The 20,898-nt window shown below is 62.0% G+C and carries 23 protein-coding genes; 6 read left to right on the top strand and 17 right to left on the bottom strand.

Annotation, left to right across the window (positions count from 1 at the left end; all coding sequences use genetic code 11):
• The first annotated feature begins 12 nt into the window (after nt 1–12).
• Together GUV69_RS22145 and GUV69_RS22140 are read left to right on the top strand one after the other, a co-directional pair.
• Entirely contained in the window at nt 13–1,443 is a 1,431-nt protein-coding gene (locus GUV69_RS22145; RefSeq protein WP_244292957.1) for an amino acid permease, read from the top strand.
• Nucleotides 1,444–1,561: 118 nt separating this feature from the next.
• Nucleotides 1,562–2,140, top strand: a complete 579-nt coding sequence (locus GUV69_RS22140; protein ID WP_164207014.1) for an Lrp/AsnC family transcriptional regulator — start codon at nt 1,562–1,564, stop codon at nt 2,138–2,140.
• 451 nt (nt 2,141–2,591) lie between these two features.
• Here the strand turns inward: GUV69_RS22140 and GUV69_RS22135 are convergent, their stop codons facing one another.
• From GUV69_RS22135 to GUV69_RS22120, 4 genes are all read right to left on the bottom strand, one after another.
• Nucleotides 2,592–3,623 carry a PDDEXK nuclease domain-containing protein gene (locus tag GUV69_RS22135; protein WP_164207012.1) on the bottom strand — a complete coding sequence of 344 codons (1,032 nt, stop codon included), beginning with the start codon at nt 3,621–3,623 and terminating at the stop codon, nt 2,592–2,594.
• 75 nt (nt 3,624–3,698) lie between these two features.
• Entirely contained in the window at nt 3,699–4,886 is a 1,188-nt protein-coding gene (locus GUV69_RS22130; RefSeq protein WP_164207010.1) for a Fic family protein, read from the bottom strand.
• Between the two features lie 440 nt (nt 4,887–5,326).
• A complete protein-coding gene (locus tag GUV69_RS22125) occupies nt 5,327–5,521 on the bottom strand; it encodes a hypothetical protein (protein WP_164207008.1) in 195 nt (64 codons plus the stop codon).
• 395 nt (nt 5,522–5,916) lie between these two features.
• Nucleotides 5,917–6,219, bottom strand: a complete 303-nt coding sequence (locus GUV69_RS22120) for a DUF4193 domain-containing protein (RefSeq protein ID WP_164207005.1) — start codon at nt 6,217–6,219, stop codon at nt 5,917–5,919.
• Between the two features lie 426 nt (nt 6,220–6,645).
• Between GUV69_RS22120 and GUV69_RS22115 the strand changes: the two genes are divergently transcribed.
• Nucleotides 6,646–6,987 (top strand): hypothetical protein, encoded by a 342-nt coding sequence (locus tag GUV69_RS22115; RefSeq protein ID WP_164207003.1) that lies wholly within the window; start codon nt 6,646–6,648, stop codon nt 6,985–6,987.
• A gap of 335 nt (nt 6,988–7,322) precedes the next feature.
• On the opposite strand, the gene GUV69_RS22110 is transcribed toward GUV69_RS22115, so the two are convergent.
• The 3 genes from GUV69_RS22110 to GUV69_RS22100 are packed head-to-tail and all read right to left on the bottom strand — an operon-like array spanning nt 7,323 to nt 10,616.
• A complete protein-coding gene (locus GUV69_RS22110) occupies nt 7,323–8,555 on the bottom strand; it encodes a hypothetical protein (protein ID WP_164207001.1) in 1,233 nt (410 codons plus the stop codon).
• Between the two features lie 27 nt (nt 8,556–8,582).
• Nucleotides 8,583–10,223: a relaxase/mobilization nuclease domain-containing protein gene (locus GUV69_RS22105; RefSeq protein WP_164206999.1), complete on the bottom strand. Its 1,641-nt coding sequence runs from the start codon at nt 10,221–10,223 to the stop codon at nt 8,583–8,585.
• A 3-nt stretch (nt 10,224–10,226) separates the two neighbouring features.
• Entirely contained in the window at nt 10,227–10,616 is a 390-nt protein-coding gene (locus GUV69_RS22100) for a MobC family plasmid mobilization relaxosome protein (protein WP_244292955.1), read from the bottom strand.
• A 236-nt stretch (nt 10,617–10,852) separates the two neighbouring features.
• Between GUV69_RS22100 and GUV69_RS22095 the strand changes: the two genes are divergently transcribed.
• Nucleotides 10,853–12,121 carry a hypothetical protein gene (locus GUV69_RS22095; RefSeq protein ID WP_164206997.1) on the top strand — a complete coding sequence of 423 codons (1,269 nt, stop codon included), beginning with the start codon at nt 10,853–10,855 and terminating at the stop codon, nt 12,119–12,121.
• Between the two features lie 31 nt (nt 12,122–12,152).
• A complete protein-coding gene (locus GUV69_RS22090; protein WP_164206995.1) occupies nt 12,153–12,461 on the top strand; it encodes a hypothetical protein in 309 nt (102 codons plus the stop codon).
• Nucleotides 12,462–13,259: 798 nt separating this feature from the next.
• On the opposite strand, the gene GUV69_RS22085 is transcribed toward GUV69_RS22090, so the two are convergent.
• The 5 genes from GUV69_RS22085 to GUV69_RS22065 all read right to left on the bottom strand — a co-directional run bounded on the left by GUV69_RS22085 (nt 13,260) and on the right by GUV69_RS22065 (nt 15,389).
• Complete coding sequence (locus tag GUV69_RS22085; protein ID WP_164206993.1) at nt 13,260–13,811, bottom strand: hypothetical protein; 552 nt, start codon at nt 13,809–13,811, stop codon at nt 13,260–13,262.
• A 32-nt stretch (nt 13,812–13,843) separates the two neighbouring features.
• Nucleotides 13,844–14,098, bottom strand: a complete 255-nt coding sequence (locus tag GUV69_RS22080; RefSeq protein WP_164206991.1) for a helix-turn-helix domain-containing protein — start codon at nt 14,096–14,098, stop codon at nt 13,844–13,846.
• A 238-nt stretch (nt 14,099–14,336) separates the two neighbouring features.
• Complete coding sequence (locus GUV69_RS22075; protein ID WP_164206988.1) at nt 14,337–14,522, bottom strand: helix-turn-helix domain-containing protein; 186 nt, start codon at nt 14,520–14,522, stop codon at nt 14,337–14,339.
• Nucleotides 14,498–14,791, bottom strand: a complete 294-nt coding sequence (locus GUV69_RS22070) for a ParB family protein (protein WP_244292987.1) — start codon at nt 14,789–14,791, stop codon at nt 14,498–14,500. Before GUV69_RS22070 ends, GUV69_RS22075 begins: the two co-directional genes overlap by 25 nt.
• Nucleotides 14,784–15,389: a DNA-binding protein gene (locus tag GUV69_RS22065; RefSeq protein WP_164206985.1), complete on the bottom strand. Its 606-nt coding sequence runs from the start codon at nt 15,387–15,389 to the stop codon at nt 14,784–14,786. The genes GUV69_RS22070 and GUV69_RS22065 overlap by 8 nt, the downstream gene beginning before the upstream one ends.
• Before the next feature lie 78 nt (nt 15,390–15,467).
• Here GUV69_RS22065 and GUV69_RS22060 point away from each other — a divergent pair, with 78 nt between their 5' ends.
• Nucleotides 15,468–15,881, top strand: coding sequence for a hypothetical protein (locus GUV69_RS22060; protein WP_164206983.1), 414 nt, complete (start codon nt 15,468–15,470; stop codon nt 15,879–15,881).
• Between the two features lie 119 nt (nt 15,882–16,000).
• Here the strand turns inward: GUV69_RS22060 and GUV69_RS22055 are convergent, their stop codons facing one another.
• The 5 genes from GUV69_RS22055 to GUV69_RS22035 form a co-directional block, all read right to left on the bottom strand.
• Entirely contained in the window at nt 16,001–16,729 is a 729-nt protein-coding gene (locus GUV69_RS22055) for a single-stranded DNA-binding protein (protein WP_244292953.1), read from the bottom strand.
• Nucleotides 16,726–16,992, bottom strand: a complete 267-nt coding sequence (locus GUV69_RS22050) for a glutaredoxin family protein (protein ID WP_164206981.1) — start codon at nt 16,990–16,992, stop codon at nt 16,726–16,728. Before GUV69_RS22050 ends, GUV69_RS22055 begins: the two co-directional genes overlap by 4 nt.
• Nucleotides 16,993–17,355: 363 nt before the next feature.
• Complete coding sequence (locus tag GUV69_RS22045; RefSeq protein WP_164206979.1) at nt 17,356–18,294, bottom strand: TniQ family protein; 939 nt, start codon at nt 18,292–18,294, stop codon at nt 17,356–17,358.
• On the bottom strand, nt 18,291–19,208 hold the full coding sequence (locus tag GUV69_RS22040) for a TniB family NTP-binding protein (RefSeq protein ID WP_164206976.1): 918 nt from the start codon (nt 19,206–19,208) through the stop codon (nt 18,291–18,293). Before GUV69_RS22040 ends, GUV69_RS22045 begins: the two co-directional genes overlap by 4 nt.
• Nucleotides 19,202–20,887: a Mu transposase C-terminal domain-containing protein gene (locus tag GUV69_RS22035; protein WP_164206974.1), complete on the bottom strand. Its 1,686-nt coding sequence runs from the start codon at nt 20,885–20,887 to the stop codon at nt 19,202–19,204. Before GUV69_RS22035 ends, GUV69_RS22040 begins: the two co-directional genes overlap by 7 nt.
• Between the last annotated feature and the right edge of the window lie 11 nt (nt 20,888–20,898).

Genomic DNA, 20,898 nt, shown 5'->3' with positions numbered 1-20,898 from the left:
TACAGGAAGGTATTGAAACCGCGTCAGATCCAAATGATGGCTCTGGGCAGCGCCATCGGCAGCGGACTCTTCATGGGATCAGGCGGACGTCTGGCCTCGGTCGGCCCTTCCCTCTTCATCGCCTTTGCCGTCTGTGGCATATTTTCCTTTTTCGTGGTGCGCGCCTTGGGCGAATTGATCGCCCACCGCCCCACTTCAGGGTCTTACATCTCTTACGCTCGGGAGTTTCTGGGTGAGCGGGCGGCCTTCACAGCCGGTTGGCTCTACTTCCTCATGTGGGCGACGGCCGCCATCGCAGACATCACGGCCGTGGCCCTGTACGCGCATTTCTGGTCCGCGTTTACCTCAGTCCCACAATGGGCGCTGGCGCTGATTGCGCTCATGATCGTCCTGCTCTTGAACCTGCTCTCCGTGAAGATCTTCGGTGAACTGGAATACTGGTTCGCCCTGATCAAAGTCGCCACGCTGTCCCTGTTCCTGGTCGTGGGAGCCGTTGTTCTGGCAGCAGCCTGGCCACTGAGGACCGAGGGCGGAGTCGTAACCCCGGGTATCCATTTATGGGAAGAAAACGGCGGGCTGTTCCCCAGTGGGGTCCTCGCCACGGTTCTCGTGATCCAGGGCGTGATCTTCGCGTTCTCCGGAACTGAACTGATCGGTACGGCCGCAGGCGAAGCCAAGGACCCAGCCAAAACAATGCCCAAGGCCATCAGATCAGTCATCTACCGCATCGCACTGTTCTACGTCGGCTCCATCCTCCTGCTCACGCTGCTCCTACCCTTCACCGCCTACAAGGCCGGCCAGAGCCCGTTCGTCACGTTTTTCGCCAGCCTCGGAGATGGCCAGTTCGGTCTCATCGCCGGCTCCGCTATGAACTTCGTCGTCCTCACAGCGGCCCTTTCCTCCCTCAATGCCGGCCTGTACTCCACCGGCAGGATCCTGCGCAACATGTCCCTGACAGGCACCGCACCAAAATTCACCGCCAAAATGAACCGCGCAGGAGTTCCCTACGGAGGAATCCTCCTCACCGGCGCCTTCGCGATCCTCGGAGTCATCCTCAACCTCATAGTCCCCAGCCAAGCGTTCGAGATCATGCTGAATCTGGCAGCTATCGGCGTCGTCTCAGCCTGGGGAACCATCCTGCTCTGCCAAATCCAACTCCACCGATGGTCCAAAAAGGGCCTCGCCACGAGACCCGCCTTCCGGCTGCCAGGCGCCCCCGTCACGGCCTACCTCTCCCTGGCCTTCTACCTATCCGTCTTTGTCCTCATGGCCTTCGATTACCCCTCCGGCACTTGGACCGTAGGCACATTCGTGATCCTCGGAATCCCCGCGCTGATCATCGGCTGGTATGCCTGCCGCAAACGCGTCCTGGAAATCGCAGGCAAAAATCCCCAGGAATACGCAAACCTCCCGGTCGCGAGGGGCTCTTCCCCGACGTCATAATGTCCGCTTCAGGCCTGCAGGGGCAACAACGGTCTCTGCAGGCCTGACCACCCAGCTGCGGATCGCCGCTAAACTGGCTCAATAGACTCCGGCCTGGAGATGACCAGATTGGAGACCAATGAGTGAGGGACCGCTGCAAGGATTGTCCGCCCGATTCGGAGAGGCCTCTGAACCAGTTGACGTCGACGCCATTGACCTCCAGCTGCTCCGGGCGCTGGCCCAAGACAGCCGGGCAAGCCTCAAGAGCCTCTCCCAGACCGTCGGCCTGTCCTCGCCTTCAGTGTCCGAAAGAATCTCCCGCCTGACCAGTACCGGCATCATCCGCAAATTCAGCGTCGACATCGACTGGTCACGACTCGGATATACCCTCTCCAGCTACATCACCATCAGCGTCAAGTCAGGTTATGACCGCGATCTGGTCTTCGGTCAACTGCTCAAGCTCCCCAGTATCGAATCCGTCTCGATCGTGACGGGCGGGCGGGACTTTCTCGTCAGAATGAGAACGGCAGGATTCGATGATCTCCGGAAAGTCCTGGCACAAGAACTCTGGACCCTAGAGGGCGTAGATAACACCGAGACCCAAATGGCTATTTACTTCCAGGAAATCGACGACGTCGCCGAGCGACGACTTGCCGAAATCACCAACCACCAAAACCGGGCACCAGTTCCTCTGAAAGCTGGAGGCCGGGGGGACTAAGATCGCCCCGGAAAATAACCACCGGGCTCGCAGCCACATCGTGGGGATGACGCGTTGAGTAGTTGGATAGTGCACCACCGCACGCAAAAGAATGCTTACGTCGTCACGCCGCGGACAGGAATGCGGATCGTCTTGGCATAGGTGCCGCGGCGGAGTAAATGGTCGGCGAAGGAGACGTAGACGTAGACGTTGAATCGTTCCTTCAGCTCCCGTCAGACTGACTACACCCCAACCTGACGTCAGGAAGCCCCTGCAGGGGCCGTCAGGTTAGAGTCCAAACCGGCTTTTCGGCACATGGCGGTGAGAGGGTCTTAGATTCAACCCGGACGTTTGGCGCGAGGCCTGGGTCGACCTAGCAGTGGGAGGATCCACCGAGACTGCCTAGGGAGAGCTGGAGGAGCGCGGGATGATGAATTGTGCAGACAGTGTCTGCACAATTCATCCAGGCCGCTTATTCGTGGTCCAACTCCAGGGCCGTGACTATCGCTTCGGGCGAGGGCAGGGCCTGTTGCTCCGCTTCCGGGAGCGTGTCATAGGTATAGGAAGCCACTGCCAACGGCTGCGCCGATCCGTCCAACGCGTACCTGACGGTGTGCTGGTTTTTGGATCCGCAGACAAGGATCCCTACCGCTGGGCGCTGCCTGGGAAGCCTGATTTTGTCGTTGACGACAGAGACGTAGAAGTTCAATTGCCCAAGGTGTTCCGGCTTGAACTTGCCGGCCTTCAATTCCACCACCACATACCGATCGGTGGGTATGTGGTAGAGCAGGAGGTCGATGTAGAAATCGTCGCCCCCGACTTCGAGATGCACCTGGCGGCCGGCAAACGCCAGTCCTGTCCCGAATTCCAAGAGTGTCTGGGCCATGCGCAGAGTCATGGCTTCTTCTATGGCGGCCTCGTCAGCTTCTGATGTCAGGCCCAGAAAGTCCAGCACCAGGGGGTCTTTGGTGACCTCGCGTGCCAGTGCTGTGCCCTCCCCTGGAAGACGAGCCTCGAGATTATTCGGTGCGGAGCCTTCCCGTTCGTGAAGTCGGGAGGCGATTTGGTGCTCAAGGACCGAAAGAGACCAGCCATGGCGTGCCGCGCGGGAGGCGTACCATTCACGCATTTCCTGGTCCCGCAATTGGTCAAGAAGGGCGACGTTGTGGCTCCAACTGATTTGTGCAGCCACTGTCTGCACAAATTCATCCGGGCCATTCCATGCCTCCGCAAGCGCGCGCATGTAATAAAGATTTCTGCGGGAAAAGCCCTTCATGTCCGGGTATTCCCGGCGAAGGTCATCGGCTAAGCGCCCCAGCACCTTGCTCCCCCACGGTTCCGACTGCTGCCGGACCAGGATTGTGTGGCCGATCTTCCAATAGAGCTCGATCATTGCGGCGTTCACTGCTCGCTGTGCACCGAGCTGGGCCGAAGCAACCAAAGACTTCAGGGACGTAAGAGTCCCGGCGTAGCTGGTCGGCAGTTCAGGCTCAATTGAAGGCACGCATCCCACCTTATCGGCTGCGTCCGACAACATCTGGAGCCCCCTCAACGGGCGAATAGTCCAAAGGGCTTTGGACTATTCGCCCGCGTCGGCCAGGCGCTGGTTGAGTCGATCCACCTCATCCAGTACTTCTGTTGCCGCCCATGCCTGATGGCGCTTGGACTGGCCGACTTTCGAGATGACCCCGGCAGTTGTGAGCCTGTCCAGGGCTGCGTAGACGGAGCTTTCTGCAACACCGGCGATGTGCGCGGCACTGTTTGCTTCGAACACCGGGCGTTCGAGCAGCCACGGAATGATCTTTTCGTCGGCTGAGCCCTTTCTCGGCCTGGCCAGCTCGAACCAAAGGGCTGGAAGGACATCAAGGGCGGTGACACTTTCCCGCGCGGCGTTGGCGGCGTGGAGGGCAGAACGCGCCAGGTACAGCACGAACGCATCAGCTTCACCGGTGCGGTAGTTATTGACCAGCCTGAAGTACGTGTCCACGTCGGCCACCATTGCCGAGGCGATCGGCGTGATCGTGTTCCGGGTAAGTCCGCGGCGCCGGGAGATAGCCCCGATCAGGGCACGGCCGATGCGGCCGTTGCCGTCGGTAAACGGGTGGATGGATTCGAACTGGGCGTGGGCGATCGCAGCCTGGGCCATGATGGGAACGTCTCTTCGGTTGCAAAAAACCATCAGATCGTCCATGAGGTCCGGGACCATCTCCGGCGGCGGCGGGACATGAATCGCCCCGCGGGGCGAGTAATCGCTGCCGCCGATCCAGTTCTGCACTTCCCGGAGTCTTCCGGCGTGCGGACCGTCCAGCGGATCATCTTTCATGAGGGTGTGGTGGGCCGCGAGCAGGTCCGCCAGCCGGATCTCTCCGGCGTGCCCGGCGGCATCGATCATGCCCTGGACTGCGTCGGCGGCGGCCACCATGGAACGCGCGTTATCGCTGGCCTTGAGGCCGATCATCGCGCGGGCGTAGTCGTCGCGGTTGGCATTGACGTGTTCAATCTTCGACGAAGACACTGCCTCGCTGCGCAGCAGGAAGCCACTGATGGCCGCCATGCGCATGCCGGCCGCGACGTCCAGGGAGGCAACCGCCACGGCCGCTTCCTCGAGGGCAACGACGGTCTCCCGGCCCGGGTCGTACCAGCATTCCGCGATCGTCGGCGGAAGTGAGACGGTCACTTCCCTGAATTCACGGTCTTCGCGCGGCGGCCGGCCGGACGACTTCCACGGGACGGTCCGGCGTTCATGGACAGGCCAGGGCTCAGTCATGATCCTCCGAAACAACAACAATGACGGTCTTATTTAGAGTTTACGTCGAAAATCTAAATAATGAACGCCTTGTTGGGGGTTGTCACCGGGGCGGAGGTACCGGGATTCACCCTCTTCAAGACCGGCGCTGCCTCCGCCACTTCCAGGATGGTCCTGGCCGCGTTCGCAATCGTGGCTTGTCGCCACAGCCGTTCAGAAAGGAAGCGGACAGGACGCGCCCCCGGTCCCCGCACAGTTGTCTGGGTTGGTGATCAAGCAATCGTCCAGACAGTGTCATGGCCAGGCGCGCTTTAGCGCGCCTTAATTGGCGAAGCTTCGGTCAAATAGCGGTTGACCGAAGCTTCAGTCAATTATGGGTACCTGAACCTTGGGTTTCGCTGTGAGTATCTGCCTGATGGCGGCCCAGTGCGGCCGCCAGGCCGGAGCCGGGAGGGTCCTAATCATTCGCCGGGGTCTCGGCCCAGTATGCGCAGCAGTGCCCGGACTGTCAGGTTTAGTTCTTCAAACCCGTGTTGATAGAAGAGCGCGTTCATCTGACCTAGCGGCGTGTCGTCCAGCTCCCGCAGAAGCTCGAGCGCCTCCACCAGAATGGTTTCATCGTTCGGTGACGCCGCCTGGTCGTCGGTGGATTCCATTGGGTTACCCTTTCGCTGGAGCGAGTGAGGCCGTCATATCCAGTCCGATCCTTCGGAGGTCAGTCTTCTCCCTGGCTGGCAATGAAACCGGCCATTGCAGGAATGGTGCATGGGATGGCGCCGTATATGGGTGCGGAGGTGACGCCCCCGGCAACTTATAACAACAAGCGTTATACGCCTCTATCTCTTGTTAGCAGCTGCCATGAGTAACACATGCCGATCTGCCAATCTGTGGCGGCTCACCTGCCGGGTCAGCCACCATTCTTAGGCGCGTCTGTCCTGCATGGCAATGGCGTGGCTGTGCCGGGCACATGCCACAAGGAAGTTCACTGCTCACTCCCCCTCAGGCGGGAATGAGAGATGGCCGGTGGACAGTAACTGCTTCCCGACACGCTCTAACTTTCGCACTCGATGCAGTACGAGTGCCCTTTGCTTTCGCGTGCGAGTTGGGACCGATGCCGGACGAGGAAACAGGAATAGCAGGTGAACTCGTCCGCGGCCTGGGGAATGACCTGAACGATGAGCTCCTCGGCGACGATCTCTCCCCCGGGGGTGAGTCCCTCATCGAATGCGTCGGCTTCGTCCAGTTCAGTGACGACACTGCGTGCATCCGGGGCATTCGCTGACTGCAAGGCCTCCAGGGAACGGTCCTGGGATTCCTTGACGTCGGAGCGGACTTCGTCGTAATCGGTTGCCACTTTAGGTGCTTCTCATTTCTGACGTTATCTACATGTTCTTTCTGACGAGACTGCAACGTACACCAATGCGCCGTTGTTCCTGTCAAAGGACCGGAGGGCGTCAGGATCGGGCGATGACGCGGGCCATGCAGGCGCATTCCCCGGGTCACCCCGTGCCGCCGTCCGGATCGTGCACCCCCACCGGTGACGGCTGCGACGCTTGGGTGATTGCGGGCGACTGCCCTCCCGGAGTTCGGTAGCCGCTGTTGGGAGATCGAGCGCGGGAGCGAGCGAGGCGTGGCGCCACCGACGCTTCTTATTTCAGATGTTGCTGGGTAGTCTCTGACTTAGTAGACAGACCTATACAGTCTGGTGGTCCTCAGAGGCCTTATTCCGCTCAGCGACCGGAAGCATTGCTTAGATTAGACAGTCGTAGAAGGCCGCCCCGTGGAACCGTTCACCGATACAAACACCCCGCCTCTGTCCATCGCCCAGGTCGATTGGGCTCTCCACGAAGATCCCGAGCTTGCGCCGCCCGTCTCCAAAAAGGCGGCCGCTGATCTTTCAGCCCTGCACGAGACGCTGCTGGCCGCGGTGACCACCCGTATTGGCGAGGTCGAGGCCGCTGAATGGGCCCTCGACCAGGCAAAAGCTGCGTGCGACACGGAGATTGCTGCCGCACTGGCCGCCGGCGTCCCGGCCGAAAAGGTCGCTGCAGCGGCAGGCGAACTGGTCTCGATCCCGACCGGATTCGCCGAAGACAGTGAACCCGCTCCAACCGACCGCTGATCCTCCCTTACGCTATTGAACTGTTCTCAGCCCCGACCCCTTCGCTGAGGCCAATCACGCTGTCGCGTGGTCACTACCAGCTTGAGGGTGCCGGACGTCTTAGACATGGCGGCGGAAGGAGTTCAAGTTGTTAGTGCTTCGGCTGTGGGCATGAGGGTTTCGAAACTGATTCCATCGCTTGGCTGCCCGCGGAGTTGGTCCGAGCCATTGGCCGCAAATTCAGAGGCCGACAAATGGACGCTGCCCGCCCCGGCGCCATGAGTCATCTCCCAGGCAGTGCAGGAGATTAGCGGAAGTAACCCACAACAGGGGGCCCCCTTCCGTGCCGTTGCCGATTAGCGGGACAGCCCGCCTTTGCTGCGCTCGGCTCCCACAGATGCTCCCCTGGAGCCCTTCCGGGCTTTGGTCGCACCCTTGCCTACGGTGACAGCAGTGCCGGGGTGCGTTCCCTCGCTTCGCGCAGCGGCGAGACGACCACGGATCTGGGTTTCGTTCGCCCCGCTGTTCTCCAGCGACTCAGCAAACTTCTCATGGTGTACGGCCGAGCCGTAGCCAGGGGCCGAAGAAGTTTCGGTTTTGCGGGCCTGGTCCTTGAGGTGGTCGCTGTCGTTGCCGGTGACACGGTTCTCGATGTCGCGGCCGACACCTTCGAGGCGGGCGAAGAGTTCCTCCTCAGCCCGCTCGTACCGCTGTTCCATTGACGACCACTGGGAGCCCGTGAATCCGCCTTCTGCCAGGAGCTTGGCTTCGTGCATTTCTTTGGCGGCTTTCACGAACTCGGGGTCCTTGAAGTGCGAGTCGCCGGCACCGTTGACGTTCGTCGTGGTTTCTTTGCGCAACTGGTCGATGTCGGGCCCTGCGACGCCGTCCTTGCCGATCAGGAAGAGACGTTCCTTGATCTCGGCGTCGGCAGCGGCTGTGGCTTTGGGGGTTTTCGCATTGTGGGCCCGCTGCAACGCCTGTGCCAGCTCAGGGTTAGCCAAGTACTCCACAGGAACCTGGTGACGCTCCATTTCAGCTGCCAGTGTCTGGGCTTGGGCGCGGAGCTCTGCCGCCCGGGCAGCCGCGAGCAACTGCATGGCCTTCTCGTGTTCGGCGGCCACCTTACGCTGCGCCTCCTGGCTGCGTGCCAGCTCATCCAGCCGCGCTTTCTCCGTGGTGATGGTCTCGATGTCCGACTCGAGGTAGGCCGTATCCGGACCGACGTCGTGGGTGTCGATGCCGTACCGGGTCAGGACTTCCTGCCGGATCTTCCCGGCTGCTTCCAGGGCGGTGGGGTCGTGGTCTTTCCAGCTTTCCGCGACGGCGTGTGCCGTGGCAATGTCGTTGGGCTGCGCTTTGTCCCACCACTGCTCCTTCTCCAGGGGTGCGAGGGCCGCGTGGGCGGCGCTGCGTTCGGCGGCGAGGCGTACTTGGGCTTCATGCGCTGCATGGGCGTCCTGGTGTTCTTGCTGCCGTTGGGCCTCTTGCCGGCTGCGGGCCAGTGTCTCGGCGATGCGTGAGGCGATCATCAGCGTCTGCCGCATTCCGTTGTCCAGGACGTCGTCCATTCCGTCTGATTCACTCATGGTGTTCCCCTTGCACTTGGTGGTGATTTATCGGTCGAGTCCCGGCCCGGCGTCGCGTTGGCTGGGTTGATAGGTTTTGGCCGGTGTTGCCGGTGTGGGAGTCGTCGGTACCACTGATCCCGGACGGATGGGCACCATGCCGCGCCGGGCAATATCAACGGTCCTGGGCGGCATTGCTGCCTCTGACGATGGCTGCTGTACAGCCCCGACCGGCACAGCTTTCGGCATGGTTCCGGTGAACGGGGCGAGCTGGTTCTCGACCACGGAGCGGATGCGCTGGGCTTCGCGGGTCCGGCCGGACTGGGCGTGCATTTCGTACACCGCGAAGGCGGTGTTGATCAGCTGGACCATGAGCGCGGTTTGGGCTGCCGTCTTGTTCTTGCTCGAGGCTGCCATGAACAACATCGCTGTGCCGGCAATTGACGGCAGCGCGACGGGTTTGCTGTGCTGCCGGGGAGCCCGCAGCTGGGCTGTGCGGGACAGCTCGGCAGCGGTGGCGGCCAGCGGACCTGGCGTCGGCTCCAGCCGATAAGACCAGGCTGCAAACGCACCTGAAACCTCACGCGCTGCCTTCGCCCAGGTCGCATGATCGTCACGCGGAATAGTGCGCAGCTGGTCCGCCAGTGCAGTGGCATTGCGGGTGTACTCCACCCACATATCGACTGAAGGGGTTGCGTACTCGGGACCGGTCTTGGAGACCTTGCGTTTGTTGCGCGCGGCCGCGTTCCATTCCGCCGCGGCCTCGGTCACCAGGTGCGGAGAGTCCTGCCATTCTTCACGCAGGGCTCCGAGCTTCAGGTCCGAGGCGAGGGTGCCGCCGGCGAACCAGATCGGACGCTCTCCTTGCTTGGGGCGCTCGGCGACGGAGTATCCGACGATGACGTCGGTGGTGTTCTTCGCGTAGCGCGGCCGGACCAACAATCCGGTGTCACGGGCACGGCGGACGAACTCCGCTTCGGTGGCCGAGGCACTGGCGCTGGCGCGCACCTTCCGGGCCAACGAGGAACGGTGCATTTCGCGGTCATCCCGGGCAGCGGTCGCCTTCTCAGCCTGGGCGTAACCACGGGTGGCGTGCACGCTGGAGAGCTCTTCGAGCCCGTACTTGGTTTCCAGTTCCCGGCAGGTCTGTTGTGCGCGTTTGTAGTCGCCGTGCGTGGAGGCTTTGGTGCCGTCTTCCCGGACGAGGGACACGGCGATGTGGATGTGGTGGTTGCCGTTCTCGGATGTTCCGTGGTTGATCGCGACCCAACGGCACTGTGCTTTTCCGCTGGCCTGGCTGAAGCCCATCGCGTCGACGAAGTCGTTCGCGATGTCACCCCACTGCTGATCGGTCAGGGCTCCTTCTTCGGCGCGGAGGCTCAGGGAACAGTGCCACACGTCAGCCTGCTTGTGCCCGTTCGGTACGCGTTCCTTCTTGACCGGGTCCCAGCGGAAATCTTTCTGCACCACCTCCACGCCGAACGCCTTGCGCGGCTGATCCAGATGCTTCGCGATCGCCATCGCGTCCTCTTTGTCGAGGACCCCGTCGTCGTACCAGGCCATGATCGCCGCGTCTCCCGCGACCAGGTGCGGGTCGGCGTGCGAGTTCTTCGTCTTATCGGTATCAGTGGAGGCCAGGTAAAGGAGCAGCCCGGACATCCGGGAGCCGCGGGTGATGTTCGGAATCATCGGCTACATCAACCCCTCGATCGTCCGGTCAATCCGCATCGCAACTTCGCGTACATACGCCAATGCTGCTTTGGCGTCTTGGGGGAACTCATCGCCCGCGTTGGCGTGCCGGGCAATCTGATTCACGTTGTTCGAAACGCGCGCCAACAACGTATGGATCGCCATCAGTTCAGCCATCGCCGCCCGACGCTCCGTCGGAGTCTCCGACCCTTCCGACAAAGCAGCCGTGATGAGCAGGTTCGGGACGGTGACCTTCTCCCTCGCCGCCCGGGCAACAAGGGCCGCTTCCTCCTCCGCCGTTACCCACAGGTCACGGCGCTTCTTGGACCCGGCGGGCTTGTTCTCCCGGCGCCGCTTCGAAATCCGGGAACGCGCCTCACTGTCTTCCGACACGCACTCCCCCAATCCCCTCAAACGGCCCAGCGCAGCGACCCCGAAACCGGGGACCACACGACCAAGTGTGGCAAGCGAACAACCACAGGGCCGTGAACGACACGCCATTTACACCCGTGTAAACGTATAGCTTGCTCCGCCGCATTTGGTTTTCGGCCTCAGCGGCGTGTCACTGGCCTTGACTGTCGAACCGGAACCTAGACTGAGGCTTCGAACGGCATATTCAGGGGGAGACAATGCGCGAGACCGACATCCGAATCGAAGCTATCCACCGCACACCGCACCTGCCCGGCGGGGCCGTGTCCTACACCGCCGATATAGACGGCGGGCTGATCGGGGGCAGACTCACGTTCGAATTCGACCTCGAACCGCCGGCACCCCGCGGGCACCTCCTGACTGTCCTCCACGCCGAGCGCCCGGACGACCCAGAGAGCATGCGCGACCACCTCGACGCAGCCGCGGCACAAAAGCTCGAGATAGCCCCGGACCAGAACACTTCTCTCAGCTCACACGCGGGAAACCTCACAGCCACAACGATCGTTTTGATCCCGTCCCCAGGGGCCGATCTCCCGTCGAACCACAGCAACATGCCCTACCTGTCCGGCGAGGGGCAGCGGGCCCTTTCCTCCGACCATGAAGCCACACTCCCCGAACTCACCCGCACCATCGGCAAGGTACTGCCACCCGAACTCCAAACTCACGCACAGGAAATCATCCGCTACGCTGCCCAACAGCTCCCGCACCACAAGGACATCCTCACCTCCTACCAACACACTTCGGTACCCGAAGTCCTCGCCGCCTACGACCAATCCAAGAAACCCGCACCCCGAATCGAATACTCCAACTACAGTCCGGCAGCCGCCCCAAACCCGGAACTCATCTACCTCCAGCTCCGCATCGACCGGGAACCCAACCCCGCCAACCGTGCACGCCTGGACGCCGCCGAAGACGCCCTTTACGGCCTCGGCGGAAGCCATTACGTCAGCGAGAGCTTCAACAACGTCGCAACCGAACACCTCCAAAAACTGACCAGGAGCACCGCCCTGCTCGTCGAAGACGGCTGGGCCGTCGGTATCCACATGGACCTCCCGCTGACACCCACGCAAAGCGCCCTCCTCACCGCACCCGGCCCCGGCGGACAGTCCCGCCCGCCGCTGACGGCCGAACAGGAAACGCTGCTCCCCGAACTGGCCGAAACCATCGACGCGATCCTGCCCCCGCATCACCGCCAGCACACCCAAAACCTCGCCCTCATGGTCGCCGCAGAAGTCCCCTCAACCGCGGACGCCATCACCGCCACCGACCAGGTCACGGTCGAGGAAATCATCGAGCACCACGAACAGCGGATGGAAAGCTACCTCATCGCTGCCCTGCCGGAGCCGATGAGAACCGTCGGGCTTTCCTTCCCCCGGCCCGCCAGCACCGCACTCCACCAACCAAACAGCACCTCTCCGGCAGCGGCGGCCACTGCCCGCCCTGCCCGCACCGTCACCCTCGAACGCTGACCCCGACACCTACGAAAGGCAACACAAAAGCATGGCCTCCCTCAACATCGAAGAAACCAAAAACCAAGCCCGGGCCCTCCTGGACTCACGCATCGAGTCCGTCACCAACCTGGTCAAGACCAGGCAACGGATCACCGAACTGCGCGAGCAGCTCGCCGATGCCGAACGCGAAGACAAACGCGCCTACGTGCGGGCCGCCAAAGACGGATGGAGCACCGAGGAACTCAAAAAACTCGGGCTGGAATCCGGCGCCGTGGCCAGACGTCGAAAAGCGGCCGCCACCCAGCCGGCAGCCGAGAATTCCCCGGCCTCCCAAGGTTCCGCTACCGGGGATCAGTAAAGCCTGCCCCTCGCCCCCATGGGCACGGCAAAAGCTAAAAACCTCCGGGCTTTTCCCGCACCCATGGGGACGACCGGACCCGCCCGACCGGCTGCACACAAACGCCAGGACACCACCAGCGCCCACCCCACCACCGGGACCGGCGAATGTGCACAGCCTGGGAACATGGTTCTCACCAACCGGGCAGCTCTCCCATGGTCTGTAAGACTGCTTCCGACCCACCGAACCGGGACCAGGATTTCTCCCAGCAGGGACAACACGCACACCGTATCGGGGACACCGGTTCGTAGCGCTGAAACCTCCAACAAGTGTCAGCGCCTCAAACACCCGAGAGCTTCCGGCCGGGGTTGCCGGTGGTGACGACCACACGCTGCAGAGCGGCGCCATGATCACCGCCACCTCACGCGTGCGGCTTGATCACGTGACGGAACCTGACACACGCAACCAGGTGAGGCAGGAAGGCCGGCACCCGCCCTCGGGTACCAGCCTTCCTGCCTGCCAATGTCTGTCGTTCAGCCCTCCGGGGTCGCGTCCCCTTCCGGGATGTGCCCCGACGCGATCCGCTCGGCCGTCTTCTCATACGCTGCATCAATGTAGGCAGCCAGGTCATCGGCCCGAACCCGCCAAATGCCGCGGTTATCTTGCCTCGATTCAGCTGTAGGGACTGTTTGTTTTGGCATCCCGCTCGCCGTTCCTTACACTTTTCGCGGCAACCGTAAGGGTAGGTGGTTTCGCCTGATTCTGGCATGGATGGACTAAACGGTGGCAATTCTTTGGAGCAGATCTTGCGCCCGGAGGCTAAGGGGATGCCGGCTCGACTGCGTCTTGGATCTTTTTGAGTGTGGCGGGGCTGGCTGCAATCTCGATGACTCCGCCGTCGGAGTCCAAGGTGATTATCTGAAAACCGAACGGAACACCCTGTTTGTTGTCGTTGCGGCTGGCGATTCGCGGCGGCATGCCGATCGCCTGGAGACCGGCGATGGCCCGGCTGGGGCCGCTGGGGATCAGCTCGTCATACACAGCCGGCTGGAAATCGATCCGGCCCGCAGTGGGGCTGGCAATACCCATTTGCCAGACACCGCTTAGGGAACCCTGCCGGGCGTTCTGGTACCGCAGAAACATGAGCGACTGCCCCTGCTCATCAAGTCGGGCCTTGGTCTTCCGGAAGCGTTTTTGGGTGAAGTGCAGACCGCCGGCAATAACCAACGTGTAGAACAACGCGGTGAACAGCGCGTCATCGAATCTGTTCCTAAAGAGGAGCAGATTCATTCCTAGGTAGGTGGCAAAGACAAGGACCCCAATCACTACCACCCGCAAACCCGGAGGCAGTTCCCGCCACCATATCCTCATGGCGAGAGTCTAGGGGCGGTCTCGTGCTTCCGCTACGCCTCCTCGGGCTCCGGGTCTTCGTCGGCAAGCTCCCCGGCGGCAATCCGATCGGCGGTGCGCCGGTAGGCCTCGGCGATGTAGTCCTCGACGTCCTGGACCCCGATGCGCCAAACCCCCCTTCCACCGACCTGAATTCCACGGAGGTCCCCTGCTTTGATGAGGCCACGGATGAGGCTGGCCTTCACGTTCAGCAACTCCGCAGTCTGCTCGATGGTCAGGAAACGGCGATTGGTGGGTTGTTCAGTCACCCGGCCATCCTAGGCTGTGTACCGGCAGAGGAGGTCGACGCCAGTCGGTAACATCCCCGGCAACCGCTGGCTGCGGCACGGCCTGACCGGCCAGCCTCGGCTACATCAGCGGCACCACACTGCATCAAGCCCGGAGGCCGCACCGGCGCCCACCCATCCTCACGAACCTCGCAGAAACCAAACGCGGACTGTGAGGCTCCTCCCCCGCCATTCCGGGAACAAACCGCACCAGCCCCGATTAACTGCCAAGATAATGGCGGCCACCAAATTGCGCTGCCCTCAGCTCGCCGCTCTTCACCAGTGCATACACCAGCGGTTTGCCGAGGTTCAGGATCTCCTGGACCTCATCCAGGGTCAGCATTTTCGGGAACGCCCCGGCCGCGGGACTGCCTGCCGTGTTCATTTCCTCGGTCCGCTTACCCATCCCTGCGCTTCCTCACTCTGGTGCTGCATCTCATCCATCGTTCTCTGCCCCCGACGCAGTCCGCCGGCCTCCACCGGGGCCCACGGCTTCCCGCCGTTGTATTTACGCTGCAGGCGCTTCACCTCACGCATCGTCGCCCGCACAATGAAGTCCGAAACACTCGCATCGCCCTCCTGCAAACCTGCAGCCTGAAACGCAGCCCGCACCTGCCCCGCCTGGTCTTCTGTGTAGTACGGCGTGAACTTTGCAACCTTCTTCACCCTAGGCACCGGAGGAACCGTCCGGGGAAGCATCAGGGGGAGTCTCGGGCGTGATGCGCTGCAGCAAAGCATCATGGGCCTCCTGCAGGGCACCGGCGCGGGCCTCAGCCGCAGCCGCACGGGTCAGCGCAGTTGCCGCCTCGGCCGCCGCGTCACGTTCGGCCACCCTGGCCTGCTCCAGCTGCTCGACCATCACCGATCCCTGGCTTTCCAGCTCGGCAATCCGTGCCGTGAGCTCCGTGACCGCCGAATTCTTTTCGGCGGTGAGCTTGTCCAGGTCAGCGACCAGCTCGGCGACTTCCTCCGTCAGGTCCTTCTTCTCCTGCACCCAGACAGCTTCCGCACCGGCATGGCGCTCATTGGCCACCCCGGACGCTTCGGCCCAGACCGCACCGGCCAGGCGCGCCGCTTGCTCCAGCAGCACCGCCGGCGTCGCCGCGACCTGCCCGCCCGCGGCCTGCTTCTCCTCGACCCACTCCTTCAGATATCGCGTGGCGTCAGCGTTACTCACCCCGGCCGCCGCCCGCACCGTCGACACCGTGGGCCGGCGCTCGGCACTGATCTGCTCCGCAGCAGCAAACACACGGTCTTTCACACTCAATGTCACGGCGACAACCTTTAAAAGTAGTAGGAGTAGTAATAAAACTACTACTCCTACTAGCGCCGTGCAAGGCCCGCCGGGCCATTGCACCCCATCTCTGGGTGTGAACGGGGCCCACTGGAGAGCGGCGACATTCCGGACCTCATCAGAATTTGGGAAGATTTCAACAGCGTCGAGACGTGGCGGGAAGTCGCCGCCAAAAACCGTGGCACCCAGCACGCCGCGACGGCCGCCCGGGCTCTCGCGCAACTGCCGGAGGTCACAGCGCTGGACGCGCTCCGGGCCAATGCCAGGGCAGTCGATCTGCTCACGGGCCGGCGCTGGTACGTCATGAAAAGCGCGAGGGAAGCCGGCGCGACCTGGGCTCAAATCGGTGAAGCGCTCGGGATGACCAAACAAGCCGCCCACGACTTCTATCGACGGAAGATCGAAGAGCAAGAGAAGTATCTGCCGGATCTTCACGATACGCCCGGCGCCCGGGCCGTGCTTGAAGACTGACCACCCCGCAGGGGCCCGCCGACACCACTGCCCTCGCGGGCGCCTGACGGGGACCAGGTCCGCCGCACCCGGCCCCCTTCTTTGACCAGTGCTGATTCGGCCAGCGAACACCGTTTGGGTTAGAACGGCGGCTCGGAGTCGGGACCATTGCCGCAGCCGCCGCCGGTGCTGGCGGTCTGCGGAGTGGCCCACGGATCCTCCTGCGGCACTGATTGCTCTGCCGGGGTACCGTTGCCCTGGTATCCGTTGCCGCCGCCAGCCGGGGTGTTGCGCTGGGCGCGGTTGACCGTGGCGTTCGCGTAGCGGAGGGAGGGGCCGATCTCGTCCACCTCGAGCTCGATCACGGTGCGCTTCTCCCCTTCCTTGGTTTCGTAGGAACGGGACTTCAGTCGGCCCGAGACGATGACGCGCATGCCCCTGGTTAGGGACTCCGCCACGTTCTCCGCGGCTTCGCGCCAGACCGCCGCCCGGAGGAAAAGTGTTTCGCCGTCCTTCCACTCACTGGAGGCCCGGTCGAAGGTCCGGGGCGTGGACGCGATCGTGAAGTTCGCGACCGCAGATCCACTTGTCGTGAACCGCAGTTCGGGGTCGTTGGTGAGGTTTCCGATGACGATGATCGTGGTTTCGCCGGCCATGAGGGTGGGTGCCTTTCCAGACGTGGGGTTCTGGGTATCGTTCTCATCCTCAAACCCGGTCCAGTCCGGGTACGGGGCATAGTGGTCCTGGAAGGGGACGTTGATGGTGCCTTCAGGGTTGGCGTCAAGGCCGAACCATTCGTCCTCTCCGAATTCGGACCGGGGGCTGATCGGGAACCGCTCCCCCTCTGCGGTCCCGGACAGCGTGCTCATGCTGCCTTGTGGTGCATATTCGCGTGCACGAGCTTGTCGCGGCGGAGGCCCGACCAGCGGTCCTGGCCATCGGAGTTGTTCACAACCACAGGCGCCTGGGAGTAGCCGAGTTCGGCCGTGATGTACTCCAGGGCTGCGGGGACTTCGGTGATATCCACAGACGTGTACGTGATGCCCTTGGCATCGAAGTAGTCCTTCGTCTTCTCGCAGTTCGGGCACTCGGGTTTGGTGTAGACCGTGTAAGCGGTGGGTGAAGCAGTCATTTTCAGTACCTGGTTTCGTATCTCAATTAGTTTCGTTCGCCTGTCTGACTTGCTGCTTCAATTCTACCAATCATTCAAGTGAATGAATAGGCGCTTTGCCCCGTATTCTAGGGAAATTTTGCCATAAGTATTTGCGGAGAACCGGCGTTTACCCCGCGCCTCCCGGGTCACGCGTGTCATTTTCAGAAGCTGACTGCACGGAATGTCAAAAGTCCTATGCACACCCTTCGCAACGCTCTCCGCTGGTCGAGGACGGCGAACCTGCTGCCCAGGTCGCCCGTGACCTGGGTATGTCTAGGGCCTCTTTCTATGGACGGTCGCGGGCACTCAGGACTCAACCGCCTCTGGAGCTTCCTTGAAGCTCTATGCCGGCACACCCGGTACGGGCAGGAAAAAGCTGGCGTCGGGCCCTCTACCGGTGAAGGCGCCGCTTTCAAGCAGATGGATGGCGATCGCGGTTGTTTCGAGGGCACGAAGCTGAATGTCAAGCGAATAACTTTCGTGGGGTTGCCAACTCAGTGGCCCTATCCGCGCAGGATGCCCGGCTTCCTTCCAGATCCCCAGGATCATGCGCGCCGCGGTCCCGCACTCGGTTATGGTCGCCTCCAATTCGTCGATGATTGTCCTAACCAAGCGGAACCACGTTTCAGCATGGATCCGACGCCCCTGAAGGTCGACGAATTGTCCTGCCATGGCTTGCCAGGTCTTGGTGTCCATCTCCAGGACTTTTGCGCAAGCAAGTTTCGGTATTGGTGGCTTGCGCTCCCAGTCAGCGAAGTAGATGACCGGCTTTTCGCGTATCTCAAGGAGGCATTTATGGAACGGGCAGCTAAGCGTCAGCGGAAGCAGCCACAACAGTTGGTAGGGGTACGGCGCTTTCGCAGTCGCAATACACTGCGGGCATGCCCGCAGTGCCGGCCGCAACGGACGCCAAGCTACCCAGTTGGGGATCTCTCGCACTCGACGTCTTCCAACCCCCAGCAGCACGGAGAACTGTTGGGTATAGGTGTTAAACGTGTCAGGACCGGGTTCACCCTGGTCAATTAGCCGGGGTGACCATCCGCTGAGACTCATCCTCTGGATGTGCTGAACGTCCACTCCGGTTCGCCCCGACAGCTCGCGGGCAAATCCATCAGGCGGGCACATATCCAGATCAGCCGCGCCATCTGGACAGTACCCCAATTCGGACACGAGGTCTTCAAGGTCGGCACCGTAACGTGATGCGATGCGCCGCAGCCATGAGGACAGCGCCTCACCAGGTGCCGGTGCTGGGTGGACAGGCCAGCGCCGGTCAACGGTCACAGCAGTTGTCTTTCGAAGAGCCTGCGTCGTTCGGTGGGGCCTATGTAATCGGCCAGGGTCAACGTCCGGTGATTGATCCTTTCCTCGCCCGTTTCGACAGCGGCGACTGCCGCGGCGGTCAGCAGGCGGGCGAGTTCTCCGATGGTTCCCTCGCTTCGTGCGAGCAGATACCGTGCCATGTCCTCGGTGTCGATTAGGGATGGACGGCGCAAAGGGAAGGAGGCGGCGAAGCTGGCCAGCAGCGACCGGGCTTCGTCGCCCACTTCCCAGAGCGGCAGGATGAATGGTTCAAACCTGTTCTCGAGCTGGTCATCAGATCTCACAGCAAGATAGGCCTCCCGTGTACCGACTCCGACCAGGGGAACGCGGAGCTCGTTGCCAAGAAACCGCAACAGATTCAGAAACTCCCGCCTTTTCTCACCACGTCCTGCCAGAACGTTGTGGAACTCGTCGATCACCAGCATCCGGACTCCCACCTCTCGTAGGAGGGAAAGCGCCAGTCGCTCGGCCTCGGGGAGACGCAATCGTGCCCGGAACGGGGCACCAATTGCCGAAAGCAGGGCCGTATAAAAACGAAGCTCAGATGTTTCCGAAGGCATTTGCATACACACGACCGGAATGTATTCTCCGGCGGGCCCCATCACAGACGGATGTGTCCTTCGGAACCGTTCGACGATCATGGACTTGCCGTTGTTCGTTGGTCCGACCAGCAAGAGGTTGGGCATGCGCTGTTTACTCGGCCAGCGAAAGAGCATCTCCAGACGCTCAACTGCGTCCAGGGCCTTTGAGTAGCCGATCCATCGGTCGGCGCGAACGCGGTGTAGACGCTCTTCCGTTGGCAGCAATGCAAGTTCCCGCACCACAGGGCGGAGATGCGTCAGGTCCTGCGGCCGGCATTCGTCCACGGTCACCATTCCTCAATTTGCTCAAAGGGTTGAACGGCAGCCTCTCCCGGGTTCACGTCTGCTGGCACATCCGGTGGCGGTGGAGTTTTTGAAGATTGGGCGTCTGGGCGGCGCGGGTCCTTTGCCTGCCTGCGGCGTTCTGTTTCCCTTCGGAGGCGCTTGGTCGTTCTAACGGCGGTCTCGCTGACTTGGCGCATCTGCTCGATCATCCGGAACAACGCTGCCTCATCCACTTGCGCAGCGCCGCGTGCCCGTAATCGGATCAAAGCTTGCCTGTGCTCCCACAGGCTGATGGACGGGTTGGAGATCGACCTGTACGGGACTTCCACGTAGTGATGCCCGTCCGGTTCCAAAACCCATACCCTGCTGATATCCCGCGGATCCCGTCGGATGATGAACCGACCTAGCCTGTCACGCCGTCCGATCCAAGGTTTTAAGGCGTTCGCGAAGTAATGGACATGGTCGATGACGAAGCCTGTGCGGGTCAGGGTGCGACGTATGACCGGGAGGAAATCCACGAGAAACGACGTCTGGTTCGCGGTGACAGCAGGGATGCCGGTGGCGGCGACCCCAGCAGCCCACATAGCTGCTGGCGTCTGGCCTAATGTGCCATGCCTGCTGCCGTGGTAGGTGGCTACCGCAAGCACCAGCCACTTCTCCAACTCAGGCAGAGTCAGTGCGGCCATCTTCTCGGAGTCATACCGGCCTCGCTCTCCCGGGTTGGAGAAAGTTGTCCCAGGGAGCTCGTGGATTTTGCCCATGGCCGTGCCGATCACGCGTTCAACAATGCCGCCGTAATGGGGTTGTCCAGGAGGCCGATAGGACAAGCGGATGCCATGCTGCTCACAGCCGCGCCGCAATGCCTCGCTCTTGAACTCCGCCGCGTTATCCAGGAACAGCGACTTGGGCTTACCGCTCATCGGCCACTCCACTTCCGTGCCGAGCTGCTCAAGCCACGGACGTTTGTCACCGACGGCGTGAGCCAGGCACAGCCCCACCGACACCGCCGATGGCGGTTCCAGCGTGAGAACCAAGCCAACAAGGGCACGACTAAAAACATCAATGGCAACGGTCAAATATGGGCGGCCAATCGATCGACGCTCGCGTTCGTCCACGATGACCACGTCTATGACCGTGTGATCGATCTGTACCTGTTCCAAGATCGAACCAATCATCGGTACCTCACCGCCGGCGGATTGCAGCGGCCTCACAGCATCCCTGCCCTCCCTGCGTCGTTCGACCTCAACCGGGTTGAGCATCGAGATGCGCCGGGTCACCGTGTTTCTCGTCGGAGCCTTCATTCTCTGGGACGCACAGGCCCGGGCGATCTCCCGGTGAAGTGCCGCCACGCTCAGTTTCTGTCGTGTCAGGAACCGCCGGCGTATCAGGTCACGAACGATTTCCTCAACCGGTTCAGGCAGGCGGTTTCCGCCCTTGCCACCGGTGGAACGATGGACCGCAAGATCAGTTACAAGACCTGAACCTTGGCGGTAACGGCGCAGCAACTTATAAATCTGGCGCCGGGAGAGGCCGAGTTCCAAAGCCGCCTCGTCAGCGGCAACAATCCCCGTAATGTCATGCACTGCCAACGAACTGATCACGGAAGCTCGAATCCTGGCCTGTTCCCATGCGGCGTCCGACATCGTCAGCTGCCCCTCCGCAACAATGCGATCTGGATCGGCATCCATGGCTGCCTCCT

Source organism: [Micrococcus luteus] ATCC 49442 (assembly GCF_010367585.1).
GTDB classification, from domain to species: domain Bacteria; phylum Actinomycetota; class Actinomycetes; order Actinomycetales; family Micrococcaceae; genus Arthrobacter; species Arthrobacter luteus_A.
The sequence above is the reverse complement of the archived record's forward strand: the minus strand, read 5'-3'. Positions and strand labels throughout refer to the sequence as shown.